19 protein-coding genes are annotated in these 20,479 nt (G+C 54.7%); 17 read left to right on the top strand and 2 right to left on the bottom strand.

The features are described from left to right. Positions 1-117 precede the first annotated feature (117 nt). The 17 genes from trpB (at position 118) to plsY (ending at position 18,892) form a co-directional block, all read left to right on the top strand. Positions 118-1,305 carry a tryptophan synthase subunit beta gene (gene trpB / locus AB1500_10960; GenBank protein MEW6183672.1) on the top strand — a complete coding sequence of 396 codons (1,188 nt, stop codon included), beginning with the start codon at positions 118-120 and terminating at the stop codon, positions 1,303-1,305. After that, positions 1,302-2,087 (top strand): tryptophan synthase subunit alpha, encoded by a 786-nt coding sequence (gene trpA, locus AB1500_10955; GenBank protein ID MEW6183671.1) that lies wholly within the window; start codon positions 1,302-1,304, stop codon positions 2,085-2,087. The genes trpB and trpA overlap by 4 nt, the downstream gene beginning before the upstream one ends. A gap of 191 nt (positions 2,088-2,278) precedes the next feature. After that, entirely contained in the window at positions 2,279-3,364 is a 1,086-nt protein-coding gene (gene hisC, locus AB1500_10950) for a histidinol-phosphate transaminase (protein MEW6183670.1), read from the top strand. 200 nt (positions 3,365-3,564) lie between these two features. Continuing rightward, positions 3,565-4,578, top strand: coding sequence for a 3-deoxy-7-phosphoheptulonate synthase (gene aroF, locus AB1500_10945; protein ID MEW6183669.1), 1,014 nt, complete (start codon positions 3,565-3,567; stop codon positions 4,576-4,578). A gap of 187 nt (positions 4,579-4,765) precedes the next feature. Further along, positions 4,766-5,596 carry a prephenate dehydratase gene (pheA, locus tag AB1500_10940; protein MEW6183668.1) on the top strand — a complete coding sequence of 277 codons (831 nt, stop codon included), beginning with the start codon at positions 4,766-4,768 and terminating at the stop codon, positions 5,594-5,596. Beyond that, on the top strand, positions 5,590-6,687 hold the full coding sequence (locus AB1500_10935; GenBank protein MEW6183667.1) for a prephenate dehydrogenase: 1,098 nt from the start codon (positions 5,590-5,592) through the stop codon (positions 6,685-6,687). Before pheA ends, AB1500_10935 begins: the two co-directional genes overlap by 7 nt. Positions 6,688-6,946: 259 nt before the next feature. Further along, on the top strand, positions 6,947-8,239 hold the full coding sequence (gene aroA / locus AB1500_10930; protein ID MEW6183666.1) for a 3-phosphoshikimate 1-carboxyvinyltransferase: 1,293 nt from the start codon (positions 6,947-6,949) through the stop codon (positions 8,237-8,239). Between the two features lie 474 nt (positions 8,240-8,713). Further along, positions 8,714-9,373, top strand: coding sequence for a (d)CMP kinase (gene cmk, locus AB1500_10925; GenBank protein MEW6183665.1), 660 nt, complete (start codon positions 8,714-8,716; stop codon positions 9,371-9,373). A gap of 5 nt (positions 9,374-9,378) precedes the next feature. Continuing rightward, a complete protein-coding gene (locus AB1500_10920; GenBank protein ID MEW6183664.1) occupies positions 9,379-9,966 on the top strand; it encodes a lysophospholipid acyltransferase family protein in 588 nt (195 codons plus the stop codon). Continuing rightward, positions 9,967-12,069 (top strand): bifunctional 4-hydroxy-3-methylbut-2-enyl diphosphate reductase/30S ribosomal protein S1, encoded by a 2,103-nt coding sequence (locus tag AB1500_10915; GenBank protein MEW6183663.1) that lies wholly within the window; start codon positions 9,967-9,969, stop codon positions 12,067-12,069. A 264-nt stretch (positions 12,070-12,333) separates the two neighbouring features. Further along, a complete protein-coding gene (locus AB1500_10910; GenBank protein ID MEW6183662.1) occupies positions 12,334-13,068 on the top strand; it encodes a DUF1614 domain-containing protein in 735 nt (244 codons plus the stop codon). Continuing rightward, positions 13,046-14,221: a stage II sporulation protein P gene (gene spoIIP / locus AB1500_10905; protein MEW6183661.1), complete on the top strand. Its 1,176-nt coding sequence runs from the start codon at positions 13,046-13,048 to the stop codon at positions 14,219-14,221. Before AB1500_10910 ends, spoIIP begins: the two co-directional genes overlap by 23 nt. Positions 14,222-14,226: 5 nt before the next feature. Further along, on the top strand, positions 14,227-14,676 hold the full coding sequence (locus AB1500_10900) for a DUF3189 family protein (protein ID MEW6183660.1): 450 nt from the start codon (positions 14,227-14,229) through the stop codon (positions 14,674-14,676). Next, a complete protein-coding gene (locus tag AB1500_10895; protein MEW6183659.1) occupies positions 14,673-15,095 on the top strand; it encodes a DUF3189 family protein in 423 nt (140 codons plus the stop codon). Before AB1500_10900 ends, AB1500_10895 begins: the two co-directional genes overlap by 4 nt. A gap of 197 nt (positions 15,096-15,292) precedes the next feature. Continuing rightward, a complete protein-coding gene (locus AB1500_10890) occupies positions 15,293-16,609 on the top strand; it encodes a DUF512 domain-containing protein (protein MEW6183658.1) in 1,317 nt (438 codons plus the stop codon). Between the two features lie 282 nt (positions 16,610-16,891). Beyond that, on the top strand, positions 16,892-18,220 hold the full coding sequence (gene der, locus AB1500_10885) for a ribosome biogenesis GTPase Der (GenBank protein ID MEW6183657.1): 1,329 nt from the start codon (positions 16,892-16,894) through the stop codon (positions 18,218-18,220). Between the two features lie 96 nt (positions 18,221-18,316). Then, complete coding sequence (gene plsY, locus AB1500_10880; GenBank protein ID MEW6183656.1) at positions 18,317-18,892, top strand: glycerol-3-phosphate 1-O-acyltransferase PlsY; 576 nt, start codon at positions 18,317-18,319, stop codon at positions 18,890-18,892. A gap of 102 nt (positions 18,893-18,994) precedes the next feature. Here plsY and AB1500_10875 read toward each other — a convergent pair whose 3' ends face one another. Together AB1500_10875 and AB1500_10870 are read right to left on the bottom strand one after the other, a co-directional pair. Continuing rightward, positions 18,995-19,756 (bottom strand): rhodanese-like domain-containing protein, encoded by a 762-nt coding sequence (locus AB1500_10875; GenBank protein MEW6183655.1) that lies wholly within the window; start codon positions 19,754-19,756, stop codon positions 18,995-18,997. 50 nt (positions 19,757-19,806) lie between these two features. Beyond that, a partial coding sequence (locus AB1500_10870) for a Spo0B domain-containing protein (GenBank protein MEW6183654.1) occupies positions 19,807-20,479 on the bottom strand: 673 nt, incomplete at its 5' end.

The following is a 20,479-nucleotide window of genomic DNA, read 5'->3' as shown; positions in this document are numbered from 1 at the left end:
ACAGAGGAAACTGAACGGGGCAACTGAAAAATTGGGATAGCTGCCGGAAACGGCTTTCTACAAAACTACAAAACTTGGCGTCTTGGCGGTTGATATATTTTTAAGGAGGTCTACCATATGTTACCTGATCCGCGTGGCTACTTCGGCTCGTTCGGTGGACGTTTTGTTCCGGAAACGCTGATGCCGGCGATCGAGGAGCTTATCGATGCTTACGCCGCATCTCTGAAAGACCCAGATTTTGGTAAAGAACTGGCCTGGTACTTCGAACACTATGTAGGCCGTCCAAGTCCTCTTTATTACGCCGCGCGGCTTTCCGCAAGACTGGGAGGCGCAACGGTTTATCTTAAACGCGAGGATTTGAACCATACGGGCGCCCACAAGATTAACAACACGATCGGGCAGGCTCTTCTTGCCCAGAAGATGGGGAAACGGCGGTTGATCGCGGAAACCGGCGCCGGGCAGCACGGCGTGGCAACAGCCACCGCCGCGGCGCTGTTAGGTTTCGAATGCGCCGTCTATATGGGGGAGGAGGACATTGTCCGGCAGCGTCTTAACGTAATTCGGATGGAGCTTTTGGGAGCGCGGGTGATCCCGGTCGGCGCAGGTAGTAAAACTCTTAAGGACGCCATGAACGAAGCAATCCGCGACTGGGTCACCAACGTCGGGACCACCTACTACCTCATCGGTTCGGTAGCCGGACCGCATCCGTACCCGATGATGGTCCGGGACTTCCAGGCGGTGATAGGGAGGGAAACCCGCGAACAAACCCTGCGCGCCGCCGGACGGCTGCCGGACATCATCGTGGCCTGTGTAGGCGGCGGATCCAATTCCATGGGGATATTTTACCCCTTCCTCAACGACCCCGGTGTCCGGTTGGTAGGAGTGGAAGCCGCTGGCGAGGGACTAAGGACCGAACGGCACGCGGCCACGCTGACCCGCGGACGCCCCGGGGTTTTGCACGGATCGATGAGCTACATCATCCAGGATCCCGACGGACAGATAAGCCCGGTGCATTCCATTTCCGCCGGTCTCGATTACCCGGGTGTCGGACCGGAGCACGCCTACCTGAAAGAGACCGGGAGGGTAACCTATGCCAGCGCCACGGACACCGAGGCGCTTGAAGCCTTCGAATTGCTGGCCAAAACGGAGGGGATACTCCCGGCGCTTGAAAGCGCCCACGCCATAGCCGAGGTAGTTCGCCTGGCGCCGAATCTGCCGCGGGAGACCATCATCGTTGTGAACCTCTCCGGAAGAGGCGACAAGGACGTGGAGACCGTGGCCCAGGTAAAGGGGGTGATAGCGTGAGCCGGATTAAAAGCGCATTCGAAAAACTACAGGCCCGGCGGGAAAAGGGCCTTATAACCTATCTTACGGGTGGAGATCCCAGCCTCGAAAAGACGTTTGAGTTGATCCTGGTTATGGCCCGGGCCGGCGCCGACATCATCGAGATCGGCATCCCCTTCTCCGACCCCATGGCCGACGGCCCGGTCATACAGGCTGCTTCGAACAGGGCTCTTGCCGGCGGGACCACCGTAAGCGGCGTTCTCAGAATGACGAGGGAGGTCCGCCGGGAAACGGAAATTCCCCTCGTGCTGATGACCTATTACAATCCGGTGTACCAGTATGGGCTTGAAGTTTTCTGCCGGCACGCGGTCGATGCCGGGGTTGACGGTTTGATCATCCCGGACCTTCCTTATGAGGAGAGCCGACCGCTGCAAGAATATGCCGACCGCTGCGGGCTCGATTTAATACCGCTGGTTGCGCCCACCAGCACGCCGGAAAGGGTAGCCGCCATCTGCTCGCGCGCGCGGGGTTTTATATACTGCGTCGCGGTTACGGGTGTTACCGGAATGCGCCGGGAAATCGAGACCGACCTTGAGGGGTTAAGCAGCATGGTCCGCACCTATGCAAACCTTCCGGTGACGATCGGTTTCGGCGTTTCGGGCCCGGAATCAGCGTTAAAGATAGCTTCCTTCTGTGACGCGGTCGTAGTGGGCAGCGCAATCGTTAACATTATCGGTCAGGGAGCCTTCGGGGAGGTGGAAAAACTCACATCGGAATTGAAGTCGGCGCTTGTAAAAGCTTGAGCCGATGGACCGCTGAGTCAGTTCGGCGTTACGCGCGCAAGCTCAATTGGCTATGATTTAAGGTCCGTTCAACGTTGAATCTTGAACCCCGTCCCTTGTTCCTTAACTTTGAACTTTGAACCTTGCACGTTGAACCTGGAAAAACGATTTTAGATGTGATAATATGTTCAAAAACCCAAAGGTGAGGTTTTATGGAAATCAAGGTGCGCGATTGTCTGGATACCCTGGCTGTATACCAGCCGGGCAAACCGATTGAAGAGGTAAAAAGGGAACTTGGGCTGGAAGACGTCATAAAGCTGGCTTCCAACGAAAACCCGCTGGGGCCTTCACCCAAGGCGATTGCGGCAATTGCCGCGGCTGCGGGAGAGATCAACCTTTACCCCGACGGCAGCTCGTACCGTCTGCGTCATGCGCTGGCGGCGCGTCTCGGCGTCGACCCGGCGGCGATTATGGTCGGCAACGGCTCCAACGAACTGGTGCAGATGCTCTCGCTGGCGCTGCTGGAACCCGGTGACGAGGTGATAATGCCGGTACCGAGTTTTCCCCGTTATGAACCGTTGGCCCGGCTTATGGGGGCTGTTCCGGTGGAAGTGCCGTTGATAAACTTCCGCATGAACATCGAAGAGATGGCCCGTCGGCTGACACCCAGGACCAAGATGATTTACCTCTGTAATCCGAACAACCCCACCGGCGCCATAGCCGGCAGGGAAGAGGTCGCTTCCTTGCTGGAGCGGACCCCACCCGGAACGGTCGTCGTTTTTGACGAGGCTTACTACGAGTATGTCACCAGCCCGGATTATCCGGACGGGCTTAACTACCTAAAAAAGAGCCTGAACGTCGTTGTCTTACGCACTTTTTCTAAAATGTACGGCCTGGCGGGCCTCCGCGTCGGTTACGGCGTAGGGCCGCCTTCGCTGATCGAATATCTCAACCGCGTCCGGGAGCCGTTCAACGTGAACGCCCTGGCGCAGGAAGCAGCCCTGGCGGCTTTAACGGATGAAGATTTCGTGGCGCTGACGCGGCAAATAAACGAAGGCGGGAAAAAATACATTTATGAAGCCTTTACCGCCCGGGGCATTTATTACGTTCCCACGGAAGCGAACTTTATTTTCTTTGACGCGGGCCGCGACGAAAAAGACGTTTTCTTCCGGATGCTGAAACAAGGTGTCATCATTCGCGGCGGATTCGGTTTGCCGACCCACTTGAGAGTGACCGTTGGAACCCCTACGCAGAACGCCCGTTTTATCGAGGCGTTGGATAAGGTTCTTACAGGATAACGTCAGCCATTAATGCTTCGCTGACGGAGCACGGCGAGATGCAAGCAGAGCGCGAAGGACGACGCCGGACGGAGCGAAGCGTACACGAAACGTACGTGAGCATCCGGCCGGTGGCGCCGACAAAACTTTGCGCAGCCTATCCGCCGTGCCATACAGGGTGCCTGAACAGTTACATAACTTGCGGTTTTGGAGGTAATACCATGATCGTTGTTATGGCGGATAACGCCGCCGAGGAAGATATCCAGGGAGTAGTCAAGCGGCTTGAAGCGGCGGGTCTTAAGACTCATTTATCACGCGGTGAGGAGAAAACTATTATCGGACTCATAGGCGATAAGATGCGTTTAGGCGGAATCGCCATCGAGGCATTACCGGGGGTGGAAGAAGTGATACCCATCCTGCAGCCGTACAAGATGGCCAGCCGCTCTTTCCGGGCGGAACGCACGGTGGTCCGCGTCGGAGATCTCGAAATCGGCGGGGAAAGGATTCACGTCATGGCGGGACCCTGTGCCGTTGAAAGCCGGGAACAACTCCTGACCACTGCGGAAAAGGTCGCCCTTTCAGGGGCCACCATTTTGCGCGGGGGCGCCTTCAAACCCCGCACTTCACCGTACGCCTTCCAGGGTATGGGGGAAGAAGGTTTGAAAATCCTTGCCGAAGCCAGGGAACGGTTTGGCCTGAAAATAGTGACCGAAGTAATGGATATCCGTACCCTTCCGATTGTGGCGGGATATGCGGACATCATACAGGTAGGAACCCGCAATATGCAGAACTTTGATCTGCTCAAAGAAATAGGAATAGTGAACAAGCCCATATTATTGAAAAGGGGTATCTCGGCCACCATTGAAGAGTGGTTGATGGCCGCGGAGTATGTCCTGTCCGGCGGAAATTCAAATGTTATTTTGTGTGAACGGGGGATCCGCAGCTTTGAAACGTACACCCGGAACACGCTGGACCTTTCCGCCGTGCCGATAGTGAAATACCTCTCCCATCTACCGGTGGTCGTGGACCCGAGTCACGGTATCGGGCGCTGGAAGTTCGTAGCCCCTATGTCCCGGGCGGCGATTGCGGCGGGAGCCGACGGTCTGATAGTGGAGGTGCACAAGAACCCCGCGGAGGCGCTCTGCGACGGTGCACAGTCGCTCACGCCGGATAATTTTGAGGCTATGATGAAGGATTTGCGGCAGATAGCTAACGCAATGGGAAAGAAACTGTAACGCCGGTTTCCACAAGCACTATGGAAACCGCTTTAAGAGAAAGGCCGGTTTGTTTAAAGCAATGCGTTGAAACTTGAAAAACAGGAGCAAAGACAAGTGCGGCGTCATAGGAGCACGTGTGCCGGAAACGGTTCGTGAGCGGTATCCTGTGATGCCCGAAAACGACAGACCAGGAGCGGCAGTATCAATGAAGGTAGGTTTTCTCGGTCCCACCGGCACCTTCACCGAGCAGGCTATGGCCTGCTTTTTTACCGGAAAAGGTTATGAGGGCATACCGTACAGCGAAATCCCGGAGTTGATAAAGTCCGTATCCTCCGGGGAAATCGACGCTGCCGTCATACCGGCGGAGAATTCCGTGGAAGGCAGCGTCAACATCACCCTCGACCTTCTTATCAGGGACGACAACGCACTTATTACCGGAGAGGTTGTCCTCCCGGTGATGCATCACCTCCTCGCACGGCCGGGATTAAAGGACATTACCCGCGTCCTTTCACATCCTCACGCCCTGGCGCAGTGCAGGGAATACTTGGAAAGTAAGCTCCCGCATGCCTTCCGGGAGCCGACCACCAGCACGGCCGAAGCGGCGCGCCTCGTCGCTTCATCGGGCGAGCCCTGGGCGGCCATCGGCACGGAAAAAGCAGCGGAGCACTTCGGGCTTGCGGTTGTGGCGCGTGCGGTTCAGGATACCATAGATAACGAAACCCGTTTCGTGGTGTTAGGGCGGTGTCCGGTGAAGCAAACGGGGAAAGATAAGACTTCCGTGGCTTTTTCCCTGGTCCGGGACCGTCCCGGCACGCTTTACGAAGCTCTTGGTTTTTTTGCCAACCGCGGTATTAATCTCACAAAGATCGAATCGCGCCCGGCCCGCCGAAGCATCGGGCATTATATATTTTTTGTGGACTGCGAAGGCCATTTGGAAGACCCCTTGGTGGCGCAAGCCTTGGGAGAGATACAGGAACTGAGCAAATTTTTTAAAGTTTTAGGATCTTACCCACGGTGGGAGGACGGAACTTGTTAGAAAGGATTACGATAATAGGAGTCGGTCTAATCGGCGGTTCACTCGGAATGGCCGTTAAACGGCTGGGCCTTGCGGCGGAAGTGATCGGGGTCGGTCGGAACGAGGACAACCTTCGATTGGCGGTTGAGGTGGGCGCGGTCGATAAGACCACCACCGACCTCCGCCGGGGAGTGACCGAGGCTTCTGTGGTTGTTGTGGCGACCCCCGTCAGTGCGATAATACCCGTTGTTTCAGAAATCAGCCCGTATCTCGAAGCCGGAACGACCGTCACGGATGTGGGGAGCACCAAAGCCGCTGTGGTAAGGGCGCTTGAACCGCTCGCCGAAACCCGCGGTTTTTACTTCGTAGGAGGCCACCCGATGGCCGGCTCGGAGATAACCGGTGTAAAGGGCGCGGATCCCTACCTTTTTGAGAACGCCTACTATATTCTGACGACCACGCCGAAAACCCGGCCGGAACCGCTCGCGCAAATCCGCGACCTCGCGATGTCGGTGGGGGCCCGTGTCGTCGAGCTTTCCCCCGAATCCCACGATCTATATGTGGCCACAGTAAGCCACCTCCCACATTGTGTTGCCGCCGCGCTGGCAAACACCGTTTCCGACCTGCCGGAACGGGAAGCGGTACTGCCTTTCGCCGCCGGCGGTTTTCGCGACACCACCCGGGTGGCGGCGGGTGACCCCGTCATGTGGCGCGATATTATTTTGTCGAACGCCGATACGATCCTTGATATGCTTGATCGATTCGACTCCTCGATAGCTGATTTGACAGCGCTCATCAGGTCCGGCGATGCCGCAGGACTCGAGGATTGGCTGACAAAGGCGCAGTCACTGAGACGTGTGGTACCGGCCAAGAGCAAGGGGTACCTCCCCGAACTCTGCGAGATAGTGGTCACGGTGCCCGATAAACCGGGGATCATCGCGGGTCTGGCCGGTATTCTTGGAAACGCCGGGATAAACATCTGTGACATCGAAATCCTCAGGGTCCGTGAAGGCGAAGGGGGCACTATAAGACTCGGCTTCGCCCGGTCCGTCGATCAGGAGGATGCGGTAATACTCCTGCGAAACGCCGGGATCGAAACCAGGAAGCGGTGACAGCTTGGACGGATAGTCTTAGAAGTCCGTTCTACGTTATAAGTCAGGAGTAAGAAAGTAAGTCTAAAACTCACCCGGCATCGCCTTCCGCGTCATGCTTGTTTTCAGCGGACTCCGGGACTTTTCCTAAGTCCCATCCGACGAAAGCTGTTGGGTATCTTCCTGCGGATTATTTTTTTCAACACGCTTTTTGAACCGTGAACCTTAAACCTTGAACGTTGAACCTTAAACGTTGAACCTTAAAACGAGGTGCTTTACTTTGGAACTCAACATCCGGCCTGTTAGATCCCTTAAAGGCGAGGTCAAGGTTCCCGGCGACAAGTCAATATCCCACCGGGCGTTGATGCTTGGCGGTATAGCCGAGGGCGAGACGGTCGTGGAAAACTTTCTCGAGGGTGAGGACTGCCTGGCCACTCTGGCATGTTTTAAGAGCATGGGCGTGGAAGTGGAAAAGTTTGCTCCCGCAAAGGTCAGGGTGTTGGGAAAAGGGTTATACGGACTTCGAGAGCCTTCGGATGTCCTTGACGCGAAAAATTCCGGGACCACAACCCGGCTCATTCTCGGCATACTGTCCGGACAACCCTTTTTCAGCGTCGTCACGGGAGACGCAAGCCTTCGTCGGCGCCCGATGGGCCGGGTGACAAGCCCTCTGCGATCCATGGGCGCCGCAATTATGGGCCGTGGAGACGGTGAGCTCGCGCCCCTGGCGGTTAGAGGGGGAAATTTGCGCCCCTTGGAATACAACACTCCCGTGGCCAGCGCCCAGGTCAAATCCGCCATCCTCCTGGCCGGGCTTTACGCCGACGGGGAAACAAGAGTCACCGAACCGGCGCTTTCCCGCGACCATACGGAACGGATGCTGGAGCACTTCGGGGCCGAGGTAAACCGAAACGGCCTTACCGTGACCGTTATGGGACGACCGTTTCTGAAAGCCAAAGATGTCTACGTCCCCGGGGATATTTCTTCGGCCGCTTTCCTGCTCGTGGCCGCCTGTATAGTCCCGGACGCAGAGATTAAAATAAAAGGGGTCGGTCTCAACCCGACACGCACCGGCATCCTGGACGCGCTCAAGGCTATGGGGGCAAGAATGCAAGTCGCCGGCACAGGTTCGTCGGGAGGAGAACCTTTCGGGGACATCACCGTGTTTTCTTCGCCGCTGGCCGGTACGGAGATAGGCGGTAAACTTATCCCGCGTATGATTGACGAGATTCCCGTTCTGGCCGTGGCGGCGGCATACGCGGCAGGCCGCACCGTTATTAAAGACGCCGCCGAACTGAAATTCAAGGAATCCAACCGCCTGCAGGTAATGGCGGACGAGCTCGGACGCATGGGGGCGAAGATTCGGGAATTGCCCGACGGCCTGGTTATCGAAGGCGGCGGTCATTTACACGGCGCTAACGTCGGAAGCCACGCGGACCACCGGGTGGCTATGGCGCTCACGGTGGCTGGTATGGCCGCGGAGGGAAGGACAATCATCTCGGGGGCGGACTCTATCGATGTCTCCTTCCCGGGATTCACAAAAGTGATTCAGGGGTTGAGCGTTCCGGGGTAAGACACAGCACTGTAAAATTTTTTAAGCGTTAAAGTCCTTCCGGAATTAGAGGCTTAAACGTTCACACACTACTTCCCCGATACCGGTACGGTTGAAACCTTACTTGCCGGGAGAGTCTTGAAAACACCTTAACCGTCAGCAAGATGACGACGGCTTCAAGGCGCCGGATGCCGTGAATTATAGGTGGTTCGCACTTCCAGTTTCCAGGAGCGTTTTGCGACATACCCGACTTCCAACATCCTGCATCCGACTTCTGTGAAACAGACAGGCGAAGTCTTGCAACGGCCTCTTGGGAAGAATGTGCCACCACCTCGGAGCTCCTGATATTTCAATCCGTCTTCCCGCACCGGCTTTTAAACCGGTGGCGACCCCGTCCGGACCCCCTTCCGGCCTTATAATAATAGTTTTAAAAAAAGGAAATTAGCCCGCAATGTCGAATTCAAACCACGTTAGCAGGAAAGGACAGACTGTGGATTGCGTATCGCTATTGATGGACCGGCGGGTGCAGGCAAAAGCACCGTGGCAAAAAAGCTGGCAAGACATCTCGGCTATAAATACGTGGATACCGGAGCTATGTACCGCGCCGTGGCGTATGCGGCGCTAAAAGCGGCAGTAAATCCTGAAGACACGGAGTCTCTCTCACGCCTTGCCGAAACGATGAATTTTGGGTTCTGTCTCACAGAAAACGAGGAAAACAAGATTTATGTGAACGGTTACGACGCCAGCAGGGAAATACGGTCTCCAGAAATATCGCGGACTGTATCCCTGGTTGCGAAGGTGCCCGGGGTAAGAAAACACCTTACGGCAAAGCAGCGAACAATGGCTCTCTCTGGCGGCGTTGTAATGGAGGGGCGCGACATCGGCACGGTCGTTTTGCCGAACGCCGAATACAAATTTTTTATTACGGCAACCGTTGAGGAACGGGCAAGGCGGCGCTTTCTGGAAGCCTCCACTCAGGGTCACAAGATTACCCCTGCGGAGCAGCTTCAAGAAATCGAAAGCCGCGATACTCAGGATAGCTCACGAGAAATCGCGCCGCTTGTCCCGGCGCCGGATGCGATGGTTATCGACACCACCGGGAAGAACCCGGAAGAGGTGGTGGAAATGATTTTCGCGTTGGTGCGCGGAGGTTAAGCGGCGTGCTCTACTGGTTTGCGTGGGTGGTACTCAGGATTATACTCCCTGTTCTCAGGCGGTGGAAGGTGGTCGGATCGGAAAACATCCCTCCGGAGGGAGGGGTGATCGTCGTGGCAAACCATCAGAGTTATTGGGACCCGCCGGTTTTAGGCGCGGCACTTCCGCGTCGTGTGCACTTTATGGCCAAGGAAGAGCTTTTCAGGATTCCGGTTTTCGGCGCAATCCTTGGTTTGGTGGGCGCCTTCCCGGTCAAACGTGAATCTTTTGACCGGGCGGCATTTAGGACGTCACTTGATTATCTTATGCGCGGGCGTGTTGTGGGGGTTTTCCCCGAAGGCAGGCGTAATCATAACACAGGACTTTTACCCGCTCAACCGGGTACGGCCTTTTTGGCTTTTAGAGCTGCGGTTCCTCTTGTCCCGGTAGGGCTTATAGGAACCCGCGGAATCTTCGGCAGGATACAAGTGCGGGTGGGAAAGCCTTTTTTCCTGAGAGCGGAAGGCGGGAAGCCTTCAAAGGAAGAAATGGCGGCAGGCAGTGAGAAGATCATGGCGTCGATCGCAGCGTTGACAGGAGCGGGTTTCGAGTAGATGGAAATCAAGAGAGCCTCTTGGGCGGGTTTTTGTTTCGGCGTTAAAAGAGCGATTGAACTGGCGCTTAAAGCACGTGCGGAGAATACCGGGCCTCTTTACACGTTGGGTCCTTTGATTCATAACCCTCAAGTGGTCGGTTTCCTGGCGGGTAAAGGGATTCAGGTAATTGAAGAGTTGGCGGCCGCAGATAAGGGGACTCTGATAATACGGTCCCATGGGGTGGAACCCGAAGTTCTCGCGGCCGTCCAAGAATTGGGGTTAAAGGTGATAGATGCTACCTGCCCGTTTGTCGCGCGAGCGCAACAACTCGCCAAAGACCTGACCGGGCAGGGATATACAGTGGTGGTGGTAGGCGACCGCAAACACCCGGAAGTACGAGGTATCGTAGGGTGGACCTGTGGCCGGGCAAAAGTGGTCGAAAATCCGGAAGAAGCCGCAATGCTGCCCGATCTTCCGCGTCTGGGAGTGATCGCCCAAACAACGCAGACACCAAAGAATTTCGAAGCGGTGGTCGAGGTGCTTAAGGAACGCACCGCCACGGGCGTTGTTAACAAGGTTGATGAAAACGGCCCTGAAGGCGATTCGCAGGGCGGAATTTATCCGGAAGTCCAAGTCTTCAGCACCATCTGCCACGCTGTAGCGGAGAGGCAGCAGGCCGCGCTCGAATTGGCGCGCCAGGTTGAGGTTATGGTGGTCGTCGGCGGGTACGAGAGCGCTAACACCCAGAAGCTGAAGCGACTCTGTCTTGAAACAGGCACGCCGACTTACCAGATTGAGACCGCCTCCGAACTTAAGAAGGAATGGTTCAACGGAGTGCAGGTCGCAGGGCTTACTGCCGGAGCATCCACGCCTGATTGGATTATCGAGGAGGTAGAAAGACGAATGAGTGAACTCGGGGAAACAAGTGCCAGCGAGGAAATGCAGGCAATGGAGGTAAAAACCCTCCGCAGCGGGGAGATGGTCAAAGGTGTAATTGTCGAAGTCAACCAGGACGAGGTTCTGGTTGATGTAGGGGCCAAATCGGAAGGAGTGATCCCGCTCCGTGAGTTATCCTGTTTCGATATAAGCTCCCCGGACGAAGTGGTCAGCGTTGGGGATAAGATAGATGTTTGGGTGGTTAAAGCGGAAGACAGCGAGGGGAGGATAATACTCTCCAAAGGACGCGCCGAGGCGGAGAAAGCCTGGGAAACACTCCAGGAGTCTTTTGAAAACGGCACAAGCGTTGAAGGAGCGGTTCGTGAAGTCGTCAAAGGAGGCCTCATCGTCGACCTCGGGGTGCGGGCTTTCCTTCCGGCTTCGCTGGTGGATCGGGGATACGTTGAAGACCTTTCAAAATACGTCGGACAGAAATTATCCGCCAAAATCATTGAGTTGAACCGCTCACGCAAAAAGGTGGTGCTTTCCCGCAAGGTTGTACTCGATGAAGACTACCAAAAACGACGGAAAGAAACCCTTGATTCGCTTGAAGAAGGGACGGTAGTTAAGGGGGTCGTACGGCGCTTGACCTCTTTTGGCGCCTTCATCGACATCGGTGGTATCGACGGCCTGCTCCATGTTTCAGAGATGGCCTGGCACAGGGTAAATCATCCCTCGGAAATTCTCAAGATCGACGACGAGGTAGAAGTGCAGGTAATCAAGATAGACCGGGAGAACGAAAAGATCAGCCTTTCAAGAAAACAGGTCATTCCCAACCCTTGGGACAACATTGCCTCAAAATACCCGGTAGGCAGCCTTGTAGAGTCCAAGGTGATACGTCTGGTTCCTTTCGGCGCATTCGTGGAGCTTGAACCCGGTGTGGAAGGGCTTGTGCATATTTCGCACTTCGCCGACTGGCATGTGCCCAAGCCGGAAGACGTATTAAGTGAGGGCGAAGTTATCTCCGTCAGGGTTTTGAGCATAGATCCCGTGGGAAAGCGGCTCCGGCTTTCCTTGCGCGAAGCAACCAGACAAAGCGGGGATGACGCATCACCGGCAGAACAGGAAGGGGAAGAGGAAACTTCCGAAACGGTCACCGCAGATCCGGAGTCCGTCGATCCGACGGAGCAAACACCGTCTGAATCCGAAGGAATGGAAACAACTGGAGAAAACGAAGATGAGTAACTAATTCCATAAAACAGGTTTATCTTAATTAATCAAGCATATTGGAATTTATAATATTTTCTTTTAGTTACGCAACCGGCGCTGCCTTAAGGGCGGCGTTTGTTTTTTTGGTATAGACTTACGAACCGTCAGCGAAACACTAAATGGCTGAATGGTTACGTTATTCCCCGCTTGCGAATGTTGAACTTCGTTCTTCCGACGTATAACTTGCCTCTTTATTCCCAAACATAGAACGTAGAGCTTTTATTAAAAAGGAGCCGTTGCATGGACAGGTTTCCAATCGGTTTTTTGGCGCTGTTAATTCTTTCGGTCCTGATCTACTTGGGATTGGGACACCGGGTTCTGGACCGGTTACGCCTTACGGACAGGGCCGCCCTGATGGTCATTGCCGCGCTCATTATCGGGAGTTTTATCGATATCCCTCTCGGCGGCAGAACGGCACCCGTTTCGATTAACGTCGGCGGCGCCCTGGTTCCCGTAGGACTGACCGTCTACCTTCTTTCCAATGCGGGTACGCGGCGGGAGGTCTCACGCTCTCTATGGGGTGCGGTCGTCACCGGCATCCTGGTGTACGCCACCGGAACGTACCTGATGCGGGGGATACAGGAACCCGCGGGCAGGTACGCTTTCATAGAACCGCTGTACCTTTATCCCGTCATCGCCGGAATCGTCGGGTACCTGGCCGGCCGCTCCCGGCGCGGCGCCTTTATCGCCGCAACCCTCGGCGTGCTTCTCGGGGATGTTTTACATTATTTCAGGGTAGTCGCGTTGAACGCGCCGCAAAGAGTGGATATCGGTGGGGGAGGTATTTTCGACGTTACCGTGCTGGCCGGTATTTTCGCCGTTCTTATCGCCGAAATAATCGGGGAAGTCCGGGAGAGAGCGCAGGGAGGACCATCCAAAGAAGGACGTTCCGAAAGTCTTCTGGGAAACCTGCAATCCCCTGATGGTTCTGGACGTGAAAGGAGCGGTAGAAATGGCCCGAAAAACCAACGTTAGGGTTCTTATCGGATATACGATAATTCTTGCCGGTATGGCAGTCGGCGTCTTTACCGCAAAAAGCACCTCACTGCCTACCTATGCAGTTATTTTCGGCGACCGTGAAGATGAACTCAAACCGGGCAATTTCTATACGGTTGTTGATGAAGGAAAGCAGATAATCGATTACACCGCACGGTCGGTAACCCCCGGCGATGAGATAATTACGGCCGAAGGCAAACGCTACAGGGTTGAAGGTTTAACCGGTAAAATCGCCCGTTCAAGATTACTCGGTATCGACCGGGACATCCTTGCCTGGGACGAATACTTTAACCGGACGGCCGTGCCTGCGGGCGTTTTCGGTGAAGGCCGGGACATCGGGATTTATCACACGCACAGCGACGAGTCCTACGTTCCCACCGACGGTACGCCCTTTATCCCTTATCGCGGGGGGATTATGAAAGTAGGCACCCGGCTTGCGGATGAACTGCGCGGCGCCGGCACCCGCACGGTACACGACCGGACGCCTCATGACCCGCACGACGCTTCCGCGTATATCCGTTCGAGAAAAACCGCGGTGCGCCTTCTGCGGTCGAACCCGATAGCCCTTATGGACGTTCACCGCGACGGCATCCCCGACCCGGATTTTTACCGCCAGCAGGTTTCGGGCATGTCCATCGGGCAGGTGCGTCTGGTAGTCGGACGCCACAATCCCAAAAGCTCCGCCAACCTTGACTTTGCAAAACGTCTCATGACATACGCCAACCGCGTCCATCCCGGCACGGTAAAGGGGATATTCCTCGCGGCTGGAACGTTCAACCAGGACCTTCTTTCGACGGCTTTGCTATTGGAATGCGGGACGCACACCCTTACCAGACAGGAAGCGGAACGGGGTGTCGGCCTTTTGGCCGACGCGGTCCCGGTTGTGCTGGGCCTTGCAAACCCCGGCCCCGGTTTTCCGGATATGACTGAACCGATCACCGGTAAAAACGCGAAAAGTCCGGGAGCATGGCGCGCCTTCGCCTGGATTCTCTTTGCCGTCTTTATCGTCGCCGGCACCTTCCTCGTTGTAAGCGCCGGGGGTTGGACAAAAGCCTGGGAACGGTTGACCGGTTTCTGGCGCCGTGAAACAGGCGTTTTTCCCGGACGCGGAACCGGCAGACGAGACGAATAACACGGATGCACATAGTTTATCACTGCTTCGGGGGAACACACTCTTCCGTTATCGCTGCGGCACTGCATACCGGTCTCTTATACGAAAAACGGCCGCCGGACGAAAAATCTTCCTTCACCCTACCTTACTTTGATACTCAGGACGGTAGAGACCGGGGCAAACTCTATTTTTACGGTATTGATGAATGCGGTAACCGCGTTTACATCATCGGACGCGGCCGGGATACAGAAGCCCTTCAACTTGTGTTCGGAGAACAAATCGAAAACGGTTTGCGAGCGGTGATTGTCAACACTTTGCCGTGTTTTCCTTTTATATTGAAAGTCGGTGGATTCATCTCCCGTCGCCTGAAACGGCCTCGTCTTGGGAGGCCTCTCGTGTTTGCGGGAATACGCCGCGGGTATCCGTTCGTCAAGGATCTGGTCTACCAGGTGAAAACGGAAGTGAGGGAGGAGTGAGACTTGTTTACTACAACGCTCAGGGTCTTCCTCTCGCCGCAGTCGCGGCGGCCATCAGAACGGGACGATTACCGTGTGAGGAATCCTTCAAGGCGACAGAGCTGTTAAGCCTGCCGCTCATTAATTTGCGGAGGGCTTTTGTTTATTATGGGACCGATGATACAGGTACGAAGGTTTATGCTTTTTGGTGTAACGCCGATCCGAAACTGGTTCACCTTTTTTTTCAGGCGCGGGGTAAGCTGTACCGGCAGGAGGAAGGGTGGCATCTGCGGGCAGTTGACGGGATTCCGGGTTCAGCCGGGATAGCCCTCGCCTGGGTCCTGGCGCGTCCCGGTTGGTCGTTCGGCCGCCTGCTTTTCCACCGGGCTGTGTTTAAACGATATGACTATTTTCTTAAAATTGCCTCTAAGGACCTTTGACTTTTCTATAGTGTTTCCACTTTTCTTAATTTAGAGCCTTTGCCCCTTTCTTTTACTTTTAACGTTGTACGTTAAACCATGAACCGTAAACCTTGAACTGGAGCTTGTACGTTGAACTTCAGTCTTGACGGGAAATACAGGGGGGAAGATAATTGTAGAACAGGAAAACGACTCAGCGGGGGGTTTTTGGCGTTATAATGAAAGGCTTGGTAATCAAGACGGTCGCCTGGGACAGCGCCGCTTCAAGGCTCGGAGTTCAGCCCGGGGACAGGCTTTTGGCGATTGACGGCAAGCCGGTAAGAGACATAATCGATTACTACTTTTTTTTGGCCGCAGAAGCGCCGCTTCTCACCTTACAGCGGGACGGACACCAGTTCCAAGCGGAGTCATTCGGTAACACGGCGGACGTTTTGGGCCTCGGTTTCTCCGAGCCCTTTGGCCGTATCCGCCGCTGCAGCAATCGCTGTCTTTTTTGTTTCGTCGACCAGCAGCCTCCCGGATTGCGCACAACCCTCCGTTTTAAGGACGATGACTACCGTCTATCCTTTTGGGAAGGCAATTTCGTTACCCTGAGCAACTGCACCCGGGCAGACCTGAAACGCATTGTCACCCAGCGGTTAAGCCCTCTTTACGTCTCGGTACACACTACAAATTCTGAATTGCGCGCCGAAATGATGGGAAACCCCAGGGCGGGCAGGATTTACGATCAACTCCGCCTTCTTGCCGCCGGGGGGATCGCCCTGCATACACAAGTAGTGCTCTGCCCGGGTCTGAACGACGGGGAAGAGCTAGAAAGGACGGTCGCGGACCTTGTATCTTTGCATCCGTCCGTACGCTCGGTGGCGATCGTGCCGGTGGGGCTGACTCATCACCGGCAGGACCTTTTTCCCCTGCGCTCCGTGAACCCGAGAGAAGCGGCGCAGGTTCTCGACATGGTGTCGCGTCACCAGAGGGAATGTTTGAAAAGTCTGAAAAGCAGAGTAGTATATGCGGCCGACGAGTTCTACATCCTTTCCGGAAGACATGTTCCCCCAACGCGGGACTATGAAGGCTTTCCCCAACTGGAGAACGGGGTCGGCCTTGTGCGAAGGTTCCTTGGTCCGTGGCGGGCGATTGAAAAAAGACTGCCGCCGGAAACCACACCGCAGCGGGTGGTGATTATAACCGGAGTTATGGCCGAAAAAGCGTTGAGGCCGGTTGCCGCCCGATTAAACCTTATTAGGGGATTACATGTGGACCTTGTTCCGGTAAACAACCGTTTTTTCGGACCGAGCGTGACGGTTGCAGGGCTTCTTACGGGACGGGACATTCTACAAACCCTGGAGGGCATCCCTAAGCCCGACCGGGTCTTAATCCCCTCCGTGGCTTTGAAAGAAGAAACCCTGTTCCTGGACGGCTTAACCCTGGGCACGCTCAAGGCGGCAGCAGGGTGTCCCGTAATACCTGCCGACAGCCCTAACGACCTCATAAAAGCCCTGCGTCTTAAACTCTTGCGGCGGCAGAAAAAGAGATAACTTCCCCCCTGAACCTTCTTTATTCTGGTTCCTTAACTTAGAACCTAGCTTTGAACCTTGAACAGGCAGTAAATTCACGCAGTATTAGCCAGCACGTTGAACTTAGAACCTTGAACCTTGAATCCTGTGAAACGTATAAAACTTGATAATATGGTATACTTAAGAAGACATGATAGTTGAACGTCGCCTTGAATTTTTCCTTTTACTTTCGATCTTTAACTTAGAACCTTGAACGTTGCACGTTGAACTTTTAAACTTCGAACCTAAAAACGGAGGAACTGAATGGACGGTAGAGCGGTGGTCGCGGTAATAGGTCGGCCGAACGTAGGTAAATCCACTCTTTTCAACCGTCTGGTAGGGGGGAGGGTAGCTATTGTGCAACCCGAACCGGGTGTGACGAGAGACAGAATCTACCGCGAAGCCGAGTGGAACGGGCGGCTCTTCGTTCTTGTAGACACCGGCGGTGTGGCGGATCAAGCCACGGATGTGATGCAAACCGCGATCAGACGCCAGGTTCAGCAGGCGCTCCAGGAAGCGGACGTCGTTCTCTTTATGGTCGATGCACAGTCCGGTGTGTTACCGGAAGATGAAGCCGTAGCCGATATCCTGCGGCGTTCAGGAAAGCCGGTGCTGCTGGTGGTCAACAAGGTTGACCGTTTCGACCAGCCCCCGGCGATGGGCGATTATTACCGTCTCGGTATGGGTGAACCTATTCCGGTTTCGGCAACTCAGGGACTCAACACCGGTGACCTGCTGGACGAATTGGTGGCAAATCTTCCTATGAAATCTCCAACCGCTGAAAAAACGGCCGTCCATGTGGCGATTATCGGGCGTCCCAACGTCGGCAAGTCATCGCTGGTCAACGCCATTCTGGGTGAAGAAAGGGTTATTGTCACGGATGTACCGGGTACGACCCGGGACTCGACGGACACACCGTTCAAGTTCGGTGAACGGAATTATATCCTGATCGATACCGCCGGTATCCGCCGGAAAGGCAAGATTGACCTTCCTGTCGAACGGTACAGCGTGATACGAGCGCAAAAATCGGTTGCGAGAGCGGAGGTCGCTGTAATCGTTATCGACGCGGAGGAAGGGGTGACCGCTCAAGACAAGCGCATCGCCGGAATGGCGGAAGAACTCGGCAGGGCGGTAGTTATTGCGATCAACAAGTGGGATCTGGTGCCGGAAGACAAGAAAGACAAAGCGCTTTACCGGGCGAATCTCAAGGAAGATCTTGACTTTATCTCCTACGCTCCGTCTGTTTTTACCACCGCCACGACGGGACAGGGAGTAGTAGAATTATTTGAAGCAGTCAACAAGGCGTTCATCAACGCCCATCGCCGTATTCCGTCCAACGAATTAAACGCCTTATTGGAAGAAGCTCTTCTGCGAAATCCGCCGCCGCCGGTAAAGGGGAAGCGTTTGGATGTGGATTATGTTACGCAGGTAGGGGAGAACCCGCCAGTTTTTCTGTTTTACGTTAACAATCCCGGGCTTGTACATTTCTCTTACCGGCGTTACCTGGAGAACCAGGTCCGGACAGCCTACAACTTCACCGGAACACCTGTCCGTTTTGCGTTTAAAAGAAGAAGAAAACCGGATAAGAATTAATACTGTAAACTGTTGCCTTGCCTCCGGTTCCTTAACATTGAAATTTAAACCTTGACCCGTGAACGTTGAACGTTGAACCTTGAACGGGGTGATGTTGTGGAAATAATTGCGGTCGCGCTGCTCGGTTATATAATCGGTTCACTTCCGACCGGTTACCTTATCGGACGCGCCAAGGGCATAGATATCTTCCGGCACGGCAGCGGCAACATCGGGGCGACCAACGTCTGGCGGACTTTTGGACCCGCGCTCGGTCTTCTGGCCTTTGCCGGAGACATGGGTAAAGGAGTGCTTTCCGTCTATATCGGCAGCCTGTACGGTGAATGGCCGGCGGTTGCCGCCGCCGCTTGCGCGCTGCTCGGCCACAGCTGGTCTGTCTTCCTGGGCTTCAAAGGTGGTAAAATAGTGGCCACCGCGCTCGGCGTCTTCATCATGCTTACCTGGAAGGCCGCGCTCGTCAGTTTTGGCATCTGGGGGCTGGTCCTGTTCCTGACCCGGTACGTTTCTCTGTCTTCAATCATCGCCGCCGCCAGTCTTCCGGTGACGATAGCATTTTTCGGCTATCATTGGAGTTATGTGTTATTCGGCGCTCTTGCGGCCGCTGTAGCCGTCTACAAGCACCGCGGGAACATCAAACGCCTCCTAAACTGCACCGAACAGCGCATGGGACGTTGAAGGGCACTGTTTGAAAGAAAATAAAAAGCCCGTTTCGCTGCCTTTCGAGGCGCAAAACGGGCTTTTTTATACCTTCGCCGAAGGTACGGTTTACTAGCTTCCTCACCCGCCGCAGGTGCGCGTGTTGCCGTCCTTGTCCTCGATCGTCGCGCGTACGGCACGGTCGGCGGACTTTGTGCCCGCCCAGGCGATATCGTACCCGAACCGCATATTTCTAACGTTTAAGCCCATGGCTCCCAGGACGCCGCAAACCAGACCGGACGAATTGCCGGTATAGCAGTAAAGCACGATCTCACTTTTTCCGCCTTTGTCAACGTGCTCCTGGAGCAAGTCTTTCAGGGCCTTCACGTTTTGTGCGTCGGACATGTTTTCGGCCGCGTCGACCCACACCGCGGTGGGAATATGTCCCGCCTCGTAATCCGCCTCGGCTCGAAGGTCAATAACCAGCGGGTCGTTTCCGGCAAGGTCGCCGCCGTTGTGACCATCCCGGAAATCGGCAAGATCACGGTCATTATCGTCATCAAGGATGTCCTTCAACTCCTGCGAACTGATGAAATTCCCGCCTATCCCCTGGTCCGCGGCGAGAGGATCGTTTCGGCCTTTTAAATACATGCCGGCTCTATTGCCCTGGTTCACAACAACCGCTGTATTACCGGCATCCCAATAAACTTCAGCACCCAGGGTCTCCGCCACAAACCGGATGGGTACAAATACACGACTGGAAATCATAGAAGGCGGCGGCTGGACAGACACGTTTTCGCCGTCAACGATCAGCTTGATAGGTTTTGCGGCAAGCGCGCAAGCGGCGCCAACCATTATGAGAGTTAAAACAACAAGCGTCCCGACGATTATTAGCTTTCTCAAAGAACTCATCCTTTTCGTTTTGTATTTTTTTTAATATAAAGCCTCTCTGATTATAATACTTTATGTACTTTATGTATATCTTTATCTATGGCATCGACAAAAGACGATAGTTCGGTAAAGCGGTTTTCGGACAAAAGCGCCTGCATAATCTGGACATGGTTGATGAAATCATGGCGTTGTTTTCGGACGGTGTCTATTTGCTTCCGCATTTCCGCGGCGAGGGCCTCCTGCGCGGTTACCGCCGCTTCGCGTTCAGAAAACTGAAGAATCCGCCAGAATATGAACGATGAGGATACCAAGGCCGCTATAAGCATGGCAAAGATAACGGCCTCGGTTGTGCGCGTCGCCTCGTCAAAACGTGAACCGAAAAAGAATTCGTTTATTACGGCGCCCAACAAAATAACCTGGATTACAATGGGCAATATGGCTGCCGTCGGGACCTTAAACCTGCTTGTGTCCATAGAAACCCGCCAGTGTTTCCGGTGGCTGATGCACGCGAGAATTGTGACAGGGACGAAGACTGACGTGGGGTAAAGAATACGTATTAAAGGAGAGGTGACTAAATCGGTAGTTGAAACACCGAGGACGTAATTCCAGGTAAAAACAACTCCTAACTGGCTTATTAAAGTTATAAATTCGTAAAGAAATATAACCAAAATAATCTTGGGAAGGCGTAACAATAACTTAATCATCAAGATATCAAGCGGGATTATCAAGGCAACT

It is taken from the genome of Bacillota bacterium (assembly GCA_040755295.1).
Classification (GTDB): domain Bacteria; phylum Bacillota; class Desulfotomaculia; order Desulfotomaculales; family Ammonificaceae; genus SURF-55.
This window is presented reverse-complemented; position numbering and strand designations above follow the sequence as displayed.

Coding starts and splice junctions, on each gene's coding strand:
- trpB (MEW6183672.1), top strand. CDS start 118: ATGTTACCTGATCCGCGTGGCTACTTCGGCTCGTTCGGTGGACGTTTT.
- hisC (MEW6183670.1), top strand. CDS start 2,279: ATGGAAATCAAGGTGCGCGATTGTCTGGATACCCTGGCTGTATACCAG.
- aroF (MEW6183669.1), top strand. CDS start 3,565: ATGATCGTTGTTATGGCGGATAACGCCGCCGAGGAAGATATCCAGGGA.
- pheA (MEW6183668.1), top strand. CDS start 4,766: ATGAAGGTAGGTTTTCTCGGTCCCACCGGCACCTTCACCGAGCAGGCT.
- AB1500_10915 (MEW6183663.1), top strand. CDS start 9,967: ATGGAAATCAAGAGAGCCTCTTGGGCGGGTTTTTGTTTCGGCGTTAAA.
- AB1500_10910 (MEW6183662.1), top strand. CDS start 12,334: ATGGACAGGTTTCCAATCGGTTTTTTGGCGCTGTTAATTCTTTCGGTC.
- spoIIP (MEW6183661.1), top strand. CDS start 13,046: ATGGCCCGAAAAACCAACGTTAGGGTTCTTATCGGATATACGATAATT.
- AB1500_10900 (MEW6183660.1), top strand. CDS start 14,227: ATGCACATAGTTTATCACTGCTTCGGGGGAACACACTCTTCCGTTATC.
- AB1500_10890 (MEW6183658.1), top strand. CDS start 15,293: ATGAAAGGCTTGGTAATCAAGACGGTCGCCTGGGACAGCGCCGCTTCA.
- der (MEW6183657.1), top strand. CDS start 16,892: ATGGACGGTAGAGCGGTGGTCGCGGTAATAGGTCGGCCGAACGTAGGT.